We start from the raw sequence: 13,273 nt of genomic DNA on the forward strand, positions 1-13,273 counted from the left end.
CGGTTAAGGAGGCAAGTCATTCAAAAAAACAAAAGGCTCCGGAAAATTCCGGAGCCTTTTTTGTTGCCGCCGAGAAGCGCTGGATGCGCCGGCACTATGGTTTAATTTCCAGTTGCGAGAAGGGATTGTTGCCGAAGTTGCCGCCGGGCGCACTCCCCGGGGCGCTCGCTCCAGAGTCGCCGCGGACAATTTGCACGGCATTGCCCGAAGCCGCCGCCGCACGCTCGCCAGGCGGAGGTTTTTGCGTCGGGGCAGGTGGCGTGTTGGGGCCTTGGGCTTCGACTTCTTCCGGATGTTTGGCGCGCTTGTTTTTCGGCAGGGGACTGATGGTCACATGGATATTGCGGCCGGCCAGTTTGGGCGTGTAATCCGCCTGACCCCAGGGCCGCAACTCCTGCACAAATTTTTCCACCTGCTGCATGCCGATCTCCTGGTGGGCCATCTCGCGCCCGCGGAACCGCAGCGTGACCTTGACTTTCATGTCGTCGCACAAGAAATCAACGGCATGCCGCAGCTTCACCTTGAAATCATGGGGGTCAATGGTGGCGCTGAGCTGGACCTCCTTCATTTTGTTGGCGTGCTGGTGCTTCCGCTGCTCCTTCTCCTTCTTTTCCTGCTCGTAGCGGAATTTGCCATAGTCCACCAGCCGGCACACCGGCGGGTTGGCATTGGGGGAAATCTCCACCAGGTCCACCCCACGCTCGCGCGCCATACGGAGGGCATCGCCCAGGGGAAAGACACCCAACTGTTTATTGTCGTCGCCAATCACCCGGACTTCACGGGCACGGATTTTGCCGTTAATCCTGATGAAGGAATGCGACGACCCGGAAGAATGATGAGGGCGTGGCTGGCTCAAGCGGCCCTCACCAAATAGAAGTTGTTCATAGTTTCTCTCAAGGCAGCATCACAATCTGCCGGCCGCCACCCGGCGGCCCTCATCACGCACCAAACTGCCATCCAGCTACGTTGGAGGCAAGCAGAAAATGCAGTTCTTTATGCGGTGTGAACATTTAGGTTGCCCTTGTTTGTTGGACAATGGGGTAGGGATGAGATATGATGCAAACCATGCACCACGATGAGCCATCGAGGCGGTGGGCCGTGACAGCGTTGCGCTTGGCGGTGTGGCTGTGGGGCTTGCTGTGTTTGGGCCTCGTTTTTGTCGGGAGCGGGGTGGTTTGGGCGCATGTGCCGCGGGAGGGGGCGGCTTCGGCTTCGAGGGGTTTTGAAACGGGGGTGGCGCATGTTATTAGTCTCGGGGAGCACACGTCCCGCTGTAGCGGGATGTCCCTTTGGCGTCCCGTCCCGCAAAGCGGGATAAGGCTTGCGTCCCGAAGGCCAAACGCGGCCACGGAGCCATCGGCGGCGGAGTATGAGTATGGGCCGTTTGGGGAGCCGATTCGCGCCACCGGGCCGGTGGCGTTAGTGAATCCGTTCCGGTTTTCGACGAAGTTTTGCGACGACGAAACGGGCCTGTATTACTACGGCCACCGTTACTACCATCCCCACACTGGCAGGTGGCTCAGCCGCGACCCAATTGGAGAAGGAGGTGGACTGAACTTGTATGGGCTGGTAAACAACCAACCGGTCCACTTCGTGGACCCGCACGGGCTTTGGGGCATCAAGATTGGCCGTGTGCACCTTGGTTGGGGCGAGCCCACGTATGTGTTCGACCGGGAGGTATGGCAGGAAATCAAGGAGCGGTGGCACACCGGCTTGGATGCGATAGGGGTCATTGAGCCGACCCCGTTGGCCGACGGTTTGAACGCCCTTCTTTATGCCATGGAAGGGGGATGGGGCAATGCGGGAATCAGCGCGGTGGGCATGGTGCCTTTCCTGGGTGACGGGGCCAAGCTGTGCAAGTATATTGGCAAATATGGTGCTAAAGCCGCAAAGGAGGCAGGCGACCTCGCAAAGCTTGGGCGTTCAGGAAAGCAAGCGAGACTGCGCGAACTTGCGACTGACCCAAGTGTATCCTCCGCTGACCGTGGATGGATTCGCCAAGAGATGAACTCGATTGAGCGAGGGCAGAGGACAAGTATCCGCGTGCCACCGGGCAAGAACCTTGCGCATAGGCGTGGATTTGAGGCAAAGTAGGGTTACGGATACGAGCACAGCGACTTGCAGCACATCGACCTGCACAAGCTTCAACACAAATACGAAGGCTACTGATGAGTTGGACACCGAACGAAAAAGAAATCGAGGCTGTGTTGTCCTTGGACGCCTCGAAGCGATACGAACACTGGATAAAGAAAGTCGCAGACCAGGAAGAAGTCTGGAGTCTGTGGCAGGAGGGCGGTTGGGCTTTGGCTGGAGATGACACAGGACGCCAGCTCGTTCCAGTCTGGCCGCATTCGAGATATGCTGCTTTGTGTGCGGAGGGTGTGTGGGCGAGCTATCAGCCAAAGGCGATTGCTCTTGAAGTTTGGCTCGACCGCTGGATACCTGGGATGGAGCGAGACCAGCGGCTTGTCGCTGTTTTCCCAACGCCGAAAGACAAGGGAGTGCCTATTGAGCCAAGGCGACTTGAAAAGGATTTGCGCCAGGAACTGAGGAACTACGAGTGATTCGGCTGTGGCGTTTCCGCCTCCGCCGAGGCTGCGGCAAGAGAGCGGTAGCAGGCATGATCCTGGACGCCTCCGTGATGGTGGACGCCGCCGCTTTCTTGCTGGACGCCACTTGAGCTGGCCATGAGAGACAAAGTCCAGGAATCGCCTCTTGCTCAAGTGACAAGACGAGATTAGGCCGGGGTCATCGTGGACGCTGGCTCTTGACGGCCCGTCAAGAGGTTCGGTTGCCAGAGCCGCCTGACCAGGATGCCGCGATTACGCTCACCGGGATGATGGGGATGATGCTCCTTTAGCCGCAGTCGCTGCCGCCGTTTGGTGGGCCACGGCGGCGACGAGGGGAGGGAGGCATGAAGGCTTGATTTAGGGCGTGGGAATAGAGGGCGAGAGCGGGGTTGGAGTTGACATCGGCGGGACGCTCCCGCTTTGCAGGACGAGGCGCAGGCGCTGCGCGTCCGCTTGACCTTGGCAACTCAGCAGTCACGGAGCCGGGAGGCTCCGTGAACCCGCAGGCGGGACGCCTGCGCTACAGACCCTCACCTTGGCCCTCTACGACGATGGGGTGGAGGGAAAAGGGGGCAGAGAGCGTCAAATGGAAAACACAGACCACGAATGAACACGAATGGACACGGATTTTGAACAGAAGGAAACGAGGGGAACGAAGGGGGAAAACGCCCCCTCTCCCTGGCCCTCTCCCAGAGGGAGAGGGAAATAGTTACCGTGCGTCGGATTATTCTGCCGACGGTCTCTTGGCCAGCCTTTGGTCTGCGGGACGCAGTCATTATTCCGCTCTGCGGGACGTGGACGCCATACATTACGGTAAATCAAAGATTGACGGGCGGATTGGTGCTTATAGGGGCGTCTGTTTGACGTTGGCAATTCAGCAATCACGGAGCCGGGAGGCTCCGTGAACCCGCAGGCGGGACGCCTGCGCTACACGCAGGAAAATTTGACGGGCGGATTGGTGCTTACAGGGGGGTCTTTTTGAGGACGGCAATTCAGCAATCACGGAGCCGGGAGGCTCCGTGAACTCGCAGGCGGGACGCCTGCGCTACACACCTTCACAATAGTCCCTTCCCACGATGGGGTAAAGGAACACGGATGGACACGGATTTTGAACAGAAGGGAACGAAGGGAACGAAGGGGGAAAACGCCCCCTCACCCTGGCCCTCTTCCTGAGGGAGAGGGTGCGGAGACGCAAACGCAAAATCATTCCGGTGATGATTTGGTTTTTATGGAACTTGCTCTCCCGCCCGCAGCGCTCCCGCTTCTGGCCAGCACTTCCTGTTGGGTTGATTGACTCATGTCGGTGTCCATGTCCGGTAACACCGATTTTTGGCGCAACGACCGGTTTCCGCCAACCGATCATCCCCGCCCGGGTAACAATCTTTTTGGCGCAAATTGTGGCCGAAAATTATCGGGTTTCGGGTTTGCCAAAAGGGCGTATATAGGTTAAACTTCCGCTAAAATAACCATAAAATAATATGACCTCGCACGAGACATTTGCGACTCGAAATGGAAGTTCCCGCAGGGAGTTTCTCCGGACGGCAGTAGTGGGCGCAGGTTTGGCAGCCAGTGCGCCCCTGTGGGTCAAGGGCGCTGAGGCCAAGCCGGTCACGGTGAAATCCCATGCGGATTTGGTGACCATCGGAAACACGGGCGTCAAAGTGTCCTTTCTGGCTCAGGGTACCGGATACAATGGAGGGGCGCGGATGTCGGATCACACCCGGATGGGGAAAGAGGCCTTTGACCGGCTTCTGCGTTATGATTTGGACCACGGCATCTCGTTCATTGACACCGCGGACTTGTACGGCACGCACACCTACATTCGCGACACCATTCGCGGATTGCCGCGGGATAAATACGCCCTGCTGACCAAAATCTGGCCGCGCACCGAGTATTGGAACATGGCCAGCGGCGGAGCGGTGCAGGAGGTCAACCGCTATCGCAAGGAATTGGGCACGGATTATCTGGATGTGTGCCTGATTCATTGTCTGTTGAATGACAAATGGGTGCAGGAATATGCCCGCATCCGCGATGAACTGTCGGAACTGAAGCAAAAGAAGGTGGTGCGCGCCGTGGGGGTGTCGTGCCATCACTTTGGGGCTTTGAAGATTGCAGCCAATGATCCTTGGGTGGATGTCATTTTCGCGCGCATCAATCACAAGGGCCGGGTCATGGACGCCTCCGTGGACGAGGTGGCGCCCGTGCTGAAACAAGCACGCGCCAACGGCAAGTTCGTCGTGGGCATGAAGATTTTTGGCGCAGGTGAGCTTACCAAGCCTGAGGACAAGGACGCCTCGTTGCAGTATGTGATCAAAAACGCGCTGGTGGACGCGATGACCATCGGCATGCGGAAGATTGAGGAAACCGAAGACTCCATCGCTCGATTGAACGCGGCTTTGCGCAGTTAAGCAGGCGTGGGAGCGTGCGTGGCGGGCGGACTCCGCAAAGGGGGCCGCCCGTTTTTTTGCACAAACCACTGGCCAGCCACCGGCCCCGGAAGGCATATTAACGACGCCGAAGGGCGCAAGGGCAAAGGGTTATGAGTCAAACCACAGTCATTCAAAATGCCGTGGCGTCGCCGGAGGAGTTCCGGCGGCAGATGGAGGACATGTTGCGGCGGGCGTTTGCCGGCGGCGACCAGGCTGCCCGGGCGCCCGGCGCCCACACAGAGGAGAGTGGCCAGGGGGACGCCGAGACGGCGGCGCAGTCATTTCAATTCTCGCTGAAACCGCGCGACGTGAAGGCCTACCTGGATCGTTTTGTGATCAAGCAGGACGAAGCCAAAAAGGTGCTCAGCGTGGCGTTGTGCGACCACTACAACCACGTGCGGCTCGCTTTGCAGGGGAGGGCGCACCCGAATTACACCAAGCAGAACATCATTCTGCTGGGGCCGACGGGTGTGGGCAAAACCTACCTCATACGCTGCGCGGCGGAGCTTATCGGCGTGCCATTCGTCAAGGCCGATGCCACCAAGTTTTCCGAGACCGGCTACGTGGGCGGAGATGTGGAGGACATGGTGCGGGAGCTGCTCCGGCGGGCGGATGGCGACGTGCGCCGCGCCCAGTACGGCATCATTTACATTGATGAAATTGACAAGATTGCCAGCGTGCCCACCGCCACGGGCCGCGATGTGAGCGGGCGCGGCGTGCAGACCAACCTGCTCAAGTTGATGGAGGAAACCGAAGTGCCGGCGCGCTCGCCGCAGGACATTGCCGGGCAGATTCAGGCGATGATGGAATTCACGCGGCAGGGCCGGCGGATGGCGAGCACCATCAACACCAAACACATCTTGTTCATCGTCAGTGGTGCCTTTCCGGGACTGGACAAAATCATTCAGCGACGCCTGCGCGAGGCCACCATCGGTTTTGCGGCCGGCCTGCCCGCAGGCGAGGAGGACCCGTATGCCCAGGTGACCACGCGGGATTTCATCGAGTACGGCTTTGAGCCGGAATTTATCGGGCGGCTGCCGGTGCGGGTGGTCTGCCAGCCCCTGGACGTGGAGGATTTGTTTAACATCCTGAAAAGCTCCGAAGGGAGCATCATCCGGCAGTATGAACAGGATTTTGGCGCGTATGGCATCGAGATTTTATTCCAGGAGGATGGATTGCGCCGCATTGCCGAGCTGGCTGCCGAGGAAAAGACCGGGGCGCGCGGTTTGATGACCGTGTGCGAGCGGACCTTCCGCAATTTCAAATTTGAGCTGCCGTCGTTACCCATCAAGCGGCTGGTGGTCACGCGCGAGCTGGTGGATCACCCGGTGGTGGACCCGGAAGTGCTGGCGCGGGCGCAGAGCGAGCGCGAGCAGGAAATGCTGCGGCAGGTGGTGCAGGAGTTTGCGCAGCGTTTCCGCGAAAGCCACAAAATGGCGCTGGAATTTACGCCGGCCGCCGTGGAGGCGTTGTTGAACGAAGCGCAGTCCAAAAACGTGCCCGTGCGCGATTTGTGCGCGGCCAAGTTCAAGGATTTTCAGTTTGGCCTGCGACTGATTGCTGCCAACACCGGCCAGACTTCCTTTACGCTGGATGCGGCGGATGTGGCTGATCCCCAGAAGACCCTCAGCGAATGGGTAGTGGCCAGCTACCGCCAGAAGCCGCCCGGTGGGGAAGAGGCTGGCGCTGCTGAAACGACACCCACTCCATGACCATGGATTTAAAGACCCTGGCTCAAGCCCTGGAGCGGATGGGTTGTCCGCCGGAGAAGTCCGCGGAAATGGCGGCGCAGTTGGACCGCCGCGCCGCTCAACTGGCCGCGCAAACCGGCCGCAGCCAGGCTGAAGCCCTGGCCCATTTGCTGGCCTTGATGCAACAAGGCTGGGCGGCCCAGTCACAAGGTTCACCTCCTGCAAGATCATGATCCAGCCCTGGCCCGTTCAATACTCCAAGTTTCTCGGCAACTTCCGCGTGTTCAACCTGCACGCGGAGACCAAGACCTCGCCCTTGGACGGACGCGCGCATGAATTCATAGTCCTCCAATGCCCGGATTGGGTGAATGTGGTGGCGGTGACGCCGGATGAGCGGGTCATCCTGGTGGAGCAGTTCCGGCATGGCTCCAAAACAATTGAGCTGGAAATTCCCGGCGGTGTCACGGATGCATCGGATGCTTCACCCGTGGCAGCGGGGTTGCGTGAGCTGCAGGAGGAGACCGGTTACGGAGGGGATCATGCGCGCGTCATTGGGCGCGTGTATCCCAACCCCGCCATCATGACCAACACCTGCCACACGGTGCTGGTGGAGAATTGTGTGCGGCGATTTGAGACGCGGTTTGATCCATGCGAAGACTTGCGCACGCACCTGGTGCCGGTCGCGGAAATTCCGGCTTTGGTGGCGGCGGGGCGCATCCGGCATTCGCTGGTGGTGGCGGCGTTGTATCACTATGAATTGCACCGCCGCGGGCTGTCATCGGCCCCTTGAACCGCTGGGAATTATTTGGCGCTGCCAGAGCGTTTCAACGCATTAGAATCCGGCTCGCCGCAGGAGGAGGCGAGGGAGCGCGATTTTTTACTGGGCATCTCGCAGACTCCCCGTCATCTTGAAACCATGCGAGTGACCAACTTGAATCCCGACACCGCCATTGGCGCCAGCGCGTGGCTGGTGGAGGTGGACGGCCACCGGCTCTTGATGGATGCCGGCATTCACCCCAAACGTGACGGGCGCGAGGCGCTGCCGTTGTTTGACCGGGTCAAAGACCTGGAAGTGGACGCGATTGCCGTCAGTCATTGTCATCACGACCACGTGGGGGCGCTGCCGGTGGCCTTGCGGTATTGGCCCAAGGCGCATGTGCTGCTGACCGAGTTGAGTTATTTTCTGGCCGAGCGCGTGCTACACAACTCGGTCAACGTGATGAAACGCCAGCGCGACGAGCTGGGGATCAAGGATTATCCATTGTACTCGCATGATGAAGTGGACGAAATCGAGCCGCTGTTTCAGGGGTTTCGTTACAATCGGGAAATCGAATGGGCCGCCTTTCACAAGATGCGCAGCGGTTTTACCTCGCCCACGGTGGAGTTTTTTGACGCGGGGCATGCCCTGGGCGCGGCGGGCATGCTGGTGCGTGGAAAAAAGGAAAGCCTGTTTTACACGGGGGACGTGGCCTTTCATGATCAGACCATCCTGCGCGGCGCGCGGTTTGAAGATGTGCAGGCCGAGGTGCTGATTTTGGAGACCACCCGCGGGGGGCGCCAGGTGCCGGCGGGTTACAGCCGGGCGGCGGAAATCGAACGTTTCAGTCAGGCGCTCGTGGAGGCGCTGAAACGGAAGGCGGCCATCCTGATTCCCACCTTTGCCCTGGGGCGCACGCAGGAAATGCTGGCCCTGCTGGCGCTGCTCATGCGCAGCGGCCGGATCAAATCGCAGCCGGTTTATATTGGGGGATTGGGACGGGTCTTCACCGAGATTTACGATTTGCAGGCCCGGCGCACCCATCGCCAGCACGCGAATCTGCTGCTGCATGAAGCGCTGAACCTGGTGGTGTTGGATAGCCAACAGGCGCGTGAAATGCGGCTGAGCGGCGGGCGGCTTTTCGTGCTGACCTCGGGCATGATGAACGAAGGCACGGCGTCCCACGACCTGGCGCTGCGCATGATTGGCGATGAGCGCCAGGCCATTTTCTTCGTGGGCTATGCCGACCCTGACACGCCCGCCGGCCGGCTGAAGGCCTCGCGCCCGGGCGACAAATTTCTATTCAGCGCCAGCGGCGGAGAGGTGACCCACCGGTGCCAGGTCATGGATTTTGACCTCACCGCCCACGCGGAACGGGAGGATTTGGTGGAGTTTGTGGGCCAAGTCGGGCCGCGGGTGGTCATTCTGGCGCATGGCGACGAAGTTGCCCGCCAGTGGTTTGCGGCCCAAATCGCCCGCCGTTACCCCAAGACCAAGGTCCTGCAACCTGGCCCCGGCGAGACGGTGGAAGTTTGACCGTCTGGCGGCTCTCAGGCCTTGCCCGGAATTTGGTTTGCCGCGCCTTTTTCCGTCTGTTGGCGGCGGAATTGTTCGTAAGCAGCCCGGAATTCGGGGTACTTGTTGCCCAGGATGGCGGTGGCCAAAAGGGCGGCATTGATGGCGCCCGGCTTGCCAATGGCAAGGGTCCCCACCGGCACACCGCCGGGCATTTGCACCATGCTCAGCAGCGAGTCCAAGCCCTTGAGCGAAGCGGATTCCATCGGCACTCCCAGGACGGGGAGGGACGTCTTGGCGGCGGTCACGCCAGCGAGGTGCGCGGCGCCGCCGGCGGCGGCAATGATGATTTCCAACCCGCGGGCCGCGGCGGTGGAGGCGTATTCAAACAAAACATCGGGGGTACGGTGCGCACTAATCACCCGCGCTTCGCATGGCACGCCCAGCGCCTCAAGCTGTTTGACGGTATGCTGCATCACCTCCCAGTCGGAGTGACTGCCCATAATCACGCCTACCAACGGTTTTCGCGGCTCGCTCATAGAGTTAGATGTTTAATTATGTCTTTTATTGTGCCTTGCACAGCGCTGGAGAATTAAGCGCGTGCCCTGCTTTTTGGCAACCAAATCCCGCAAGGATTTCGAGGGGAAAAATCCGGCCGCCACCGCGCCTGCTACAGGATTGCGCCAGCCGCCACGGGCCGGTCAGGAGCCATGGGGAATGACCAGCACCGGGCAGCGGGCTTTGCGCACAATTTTTTCCGCGGTGCGCCCAAACAACGCCTGCGTCAGGCGCCCGCCGCCCTCGCGTCCCACCACGATCAAATCCACGCCGCGCTCCTGGGCCAGCGCCAGCACTTTTTCGGCGGCCTGACCAATGCGCAGCTCAATCTTCATGTGCCGGCCTGCGGGCAGGCGCGAGAGGTAGGCCGACTTGATTTTGGCATGGATGTCATGCTGAGCCTTCGCGTCCACATGGTCCACTTCGTAAATGTAGGATTTCCAGAATTGCGCCTCGGTTTCGGGAATGACGTGGAGCAGGGTCAATTGCGTGTCCGGCGACAACAGCGCCAGGCGCAGGGCGGTGTCGAAGGCGTGGTCGGCGCCGGGGGAGAAGTCCGTGCAAAATAAAATATGGCGAAAGCCGATGGGCGTTGCGGGGGTGGGGGTGCTGGGCATAGGCCGGTCGGGGGTTGGGATTATTCGAGCAAAGACGGCAGGAAAAGCACCCCTTGGGGGAATATAACCATGAGGGCCGCCACCACCAGGAGGCAGACCAGGAAGGGCAGGGCGCCCCGAAAAATGAGCGGCAGGGGGACATCGCGCGCCATGCCGCTGACCACATAAGCGTTCACGCCGACGGGCGGGGTGATGACTCCCATTTGCGTGACCAGCACAATAATCACGCCAAACCAAATCAGGTCAAAGTGGAGCGCCACCACCACCGGATAGAAAATGGGGATGGTCAGCAGGTTGAGCGCCAGGGCATCCACAAAGCAGCCGGCCACGAGGTAAAAGAGGATGATGGCTGCCATGATGCCCCACGGCGGCAGTGGCAGATGTCCGATCCATTCGGCCAGGGCTGCCGGGGTATGGGTCACGGCGAGAAACCGGCCGAAAATCAGCGCGCCAGCCACAATCACGATGACCATGCAGGAGGTGCGGATGGTTTCCCAGAGACATTGTTTGAGGGCCGCCCAGGTCAGGCGCTTTTTGAACCAGCCCACCCCCAGGGTGGCCGCGGCTCCGATGGCTGCGGCCTCGGTGGCGGTGCAATACCCGGCAAACATGGAGCCCATGACGGCAACGAAGATCACCAGGATTTCAATGATGTCCTTCAGTGAAATCAATCGCTCGCGCCAGGAAGAGGTTTCACCTGCCGGACCCATTTCCGGACGATGCCGGCATACCAGGGCAATGGCCAGGCAAAAAAGAATGGCGGTGAAGATGCCCGGCGCCACCCCGGCAATAAACAATTTGCCAATGGATTGTTGGGTCAGGATGGCATAAACGATGAACACAATGCTGGGCGGTATCATCATGCCCAGGGACCCCCCGGCGGCCACGCAGCCGGTGGCCAGTTCCATGCTGTATTTGTATCGCCGCATTTCCGGCAGAGCCACGGCGGCCATGGTGGCGGCCGTGGCGGGGCCGCTGCCGCAGATGGCGCCAAAAGCGGCGCACGCGCCCACAGTGGACATGGCCAGTCCGCCGCGCCAGTGGCCCAGCCAGCGATAGGCGGCGTGAAACAAACCTTGTGAAATCCCGGTATGAAAGGCCACCTGACCCATTAAAATAAAGAGGGGAATGGTGGAGAGGTCATATTTGGAGAAGGTCCCAAAAAATTCCGCCGCCGCCATGTTCAGGGCGGCTTCCGGACTGGTCATCACGGCAAAACCCACGATGCCGGCCACTGCCATGGCCAGGCCTACGGGCATGCTGGAGACCAGCAAGAACAGCAGCAACCCTATGCCCAACAAGCTGATTTCTGTAGGACTCATGGTTTGAGCAAGGACTGGCCGGGATGGAAGATGTGATAAAATTTGATGGCCACCATGACCCAGCAGCAGAAGGCCATGACATAAGGCAGCCAGAACAGCGGGAGTTGCACGGTCTGGCTGACTTGGCCGGTGGTATAAAGGTCATGCCCATAACGTGCCAGGTACACTCCCAGCAGCACGAAGAAAGCCGCCAGAATCAGGCGGGTACAGGTGTCCGTGATGATGCGGCCCCGGCGGCCGAGTTTGAGGAAGAAATACTCGACCGCCACGTGTCCCTTGATGGCGGAGGTGTAAGGGAGGGCGCAGGCCATGGCCAGGGCGCAGAGCAAGCCGATGATGTCCACCGAGCCTTTGATGGGAGCATTGAAGGCGGTGCGCAGGATGACTTCTGCGCAGGTGAGGGCCACCATGAGCATCAGGCTAAGGCCGGAAATGGCGGCCAGCGCCAACACTACTCCGCGCAAAAGCTGCGTCAGCCATCGTCCCACTTGCTGGGATGCGGTCGGGCGATGGCGCGGGGCCGCTTGATGCTCGCCGCCTTTCACTGGCTCAGCCGTTTCTGCAGCTCGGCTACCAACTGGTCGCCGGGCAGATTTTTGCTTTTGGCGCGCTGGATATAGTCATTCAGCACTTTCTGCACGGCCTCGCGCATGCGCTGGATTTCAGCGGGGGGCAACTCGATGAATTCCTTTTTCAAGCCCGCCACAAATTCACGCCCTTCGCGGTCTGCGGCGTCCCAGGCCGCCCCATGTTTGGCAATGTATTCCTGGCTGACGTCGGCAAAAATTTTCTGCACGTCGGGCGGGAGTTTTTGCCATTTGCTCTGATTCATCACCACAAACATGGCGGTGGTGTAGCCAATCTTGGAGGTATCCACCACGTATTGAATGACCTCGCCCTGCTTCCATCCCTTCAAGGTTTCCAGGGGGCAAAGCGTGGCGTCCACCACTCCTTTTTGCAGCGCCTCATAGGTTTCTGGTTGCGGCAAGGCCACCGGCGTGCCGCCCAGGCTTTCCACAATCATCGCCGACAATCCCGTGGCGCGCACTTTCAAGCCCTTAAAGTCCTCGAGCCGGCGCACGGGTTTCTTGGAGGCCAGGATGCCCGGCCCGTGGGCATGGATATACAAAACTTTCACGCCGGAGATTTCCCCCGGGTTGAATTTGGCCACCATGTCATTAGCCAGACGCGTAGCGGTGGCGCCGCTGGGGTAACCGAGGGGCAGGTCCAGGGCTTCGAGGAGGGGGAAACGCCCGCGGGTATAGGCAAAACAGCTCATGCCAATGTCGGAAATGCCTTTTTCCACGCCTTCGTAGCATTGGGCGGCAGGGGTCAGGGCGCCCCCGGGGACCACGTTAATTTTGACCCGCCCGCCGCTGCGCTTTTCAATTTCCGCCGCCCAGGCCACCGCGGTTTGGGCCTGCACGTGGGTGGGCGGGAAGAAGACGCTGTAACTCAGCGTAATGACTTCGCCTTTGGCCGGCGGCGCTTCGGTTTCCGTTTTCTTGTTGCAACCGGGGGTGAAGATTCCCACCACTACTGCCAAGAACAACCCGCCACCTTGCCGCCAATTAAGGGTTTTCATAGGATTTATGTTTGCTTATGCCACCATCGCGCATGGTGAATGGACACGTGTTGCGCAGTCATGGATTTTTCTAATCATAAATGTGAGACTGGCAAGGCAAATCCCCACGGGCGCAGCAGCAATTAACTCAGCGAAGTTAAATAATAAACACAACTAATCTAGGGACAACTGAGGCAGGTCCTTGACCCATACGTACCGGGCGAGGAATACGTCCCCCAAGACCACCCCT

At 59.9% G+C, this 13,273-nt stretch carries 13 protein-coding genes; 7 read left to right on the forward strand and 6 right to left on the reverse strand.

The genetic code is table 11. The features are described from left to right. Positions 1-94: 94 nt before the first annotated feature. Positions 95-856: a translation initiation factor IF-3 gene (infC, locus tag NXS98_RS00960; RefSeq protein WP_283846583.1), complete on the reverse strand. Its 762-nt coding sequence runs from the start codon at positions 854-856 to the stop codon at positions 95-97. Positions 857-1,281: 425 nt separating this feature from the next. On the opposite strand from infC, the gene NXS98_RS00965 reads away from it, so the two are divergent. The 7 genes from NXS98_RS00965 (at position 1,282) to NXS98_RS00995 (ending at position 8,983) form a co-directional block, all read left to right on the forward strand. Then, positions 1,282-2,094, forward strand: coding sequence for an RHS repeat-associated core domain-containing protein (locus tag NXS98_RS00965; RefSeq protein WP_283848106.1), 813 nt, complete (start codon positions 1,282-1,284; stop codon positions 2,092-2,094). A 74-nt stretch (positions 2,095-2,168) separates the two neighbouring features. Then, on the forward strand, positions 2,169-2,564 hold the full coding sequence (locus NXS98_RS00970; RefSeq protein WP_283846584.1) for a DUF2750 domain-containing protein: 396 nt from the start codon (positions 2,169-2,171) through the stop codon (positions 2,562-2,564). 1,565 nt (positions 2,565-4,129) lie between these two features. Then, positions 4,130-4,978, forward strand: coding sequence for an aldo/keto reductase (locus tag NXS98_RS00975; RefSeq protein ID WP_283846585.1), 849 nt, complete (start codon positions 4,130-4,132; stop codon positions 4,976-4,978). A gap of 131 nt (positions 4,979-5,109) precedes the next feature. Continuing rightward, positions 5,110-6,711 carry an AAA family ATPase gene (locus NXS98_RS00980; protein WP_283846586.1) on the forward strand — a complete coding sequence of 534 codons (1,602 nt, stop codon included), beginning with the start codon at positions 5,110-5,112 and terminating at the stop codon, positions 6,709-6,711. A gap of 2 nt (positions 6,712-6,713) precedes the next feature. Continuing rightward, positions 6,714-6,923, forward strand: a complete 210-nt coding sequence (locus NXS98_RS00985) for a hypothetical protein (protein ID WP_283846587.1) — start codon at positions 6,714-6,716, stop codon at positions 6,921-6,923. Further along, a complete protein-coding gene (locus NXS98_RS00990; RefSeq protein WP_283846588.1) occupies positions 6,920-7,480 on the forward strand; it encodes an NUDIX hydrolase in 561 nt (186 codons plus the stop codon). Before NXS98_RS00985 ends, NXS98_RS00990 begins: the two co-directional genes overlap by 4 nt. Before the next feature lie 126 nt (positions 7,481-7,606). Further along, positions 7,607-8,983 carry an MBL fold metallo-hydrolase gene (locus tag NXS98_RS00995; RefSeq protein ID WP_283846590.1) on the forward strand — a complete coding sequence of 459 codons (1,377 nt, stop codon included), beginning with the start codon at positions 7,607-7,609 and terminating at the stop codon, positions 8,981-8,983. 14 nt (positions 8,984-8,997) lie between these two features. Here the strand turns inward: NXS98_RS00995 and purE are convergent, their stop codons facing one another. The 5 genes from purE to NXS98_RS01020 all read right to left on the reverse strand — a co-directional run bounded on the left by purE (position 8,998) and on the right by NXS98_RS01020 (position 13,044). Next, on the reverse strand, positions 8,998-9,501 hold the full coding sequence (gene purE / locus NXS98_RS01000) for a 5-(carboxyamino)imidazole ribonucleotide mutase (RefSeq protein WP_283846591.1): 504 nt from the start codon (positions 9,499-9,501) through the stop codon (positions 8,998-9,000). 162 nt (positions 9,502-9,663) lie between these two features. Beyond that, on the reverse strand, positions 9,664-10,137 hold the full coding sequence (locus NXS98_RS01005) for a universal stress protein (RefSeq protein WP_283846592.1): 474 nt from the start codon (positions 10,135-10,137) through the stop codon (positions 9,664-9,666). 20 nt (positions 10,138-10,157) lie between these two features. Further along, a complete protein-coding gene (locus NXS98_RS01010; RefSeq protein ID WP_283846593.1) occupies positions 10,158-11,459 on the reverse strand; it encodes a TRAP transporter large permease in 1,302 nt (433 codons plus the stop codon). Continuing rightward, positions 11,456-11,923, reverse strand: a complete 468-nt coding sequence (locus tag NXS98_RS01015; protein ID WP_283846594.1) for a TRAP transporter small permease — start codon at positions 11,921-11,923, stop codon at positions 11,456-11,458. The genes NXS98_RS01010 and NXS98_RS01015 overlap by 4 nt, the downstream gene beginning before the upstream one ends. 77 nt (positions 11,924-12,000) lie before the next feature. After that, positions 12,001-13,044, reverse strand: coding sequence for a TRAP transporter substrate-binding protein (locus tag NXS98_RS01020; protein WP_283846595.1), 1,044 nt, complete (start codon positions 13,042-13,044; stop codon positions 12,001-12,003). Positions 13,045-13,273: the final 229 nt, after the last annotated feature.

Source organism: Fontisphaera persica (assembly GCF_024832785.1).
Taxonomy (GTDB): Bacteria; Verrucomicrobiota; Verrucomicrobiia; order Limisphaerales; family Fontisphaeraceae; genus Fontisphaera; species Fontisphaera persica.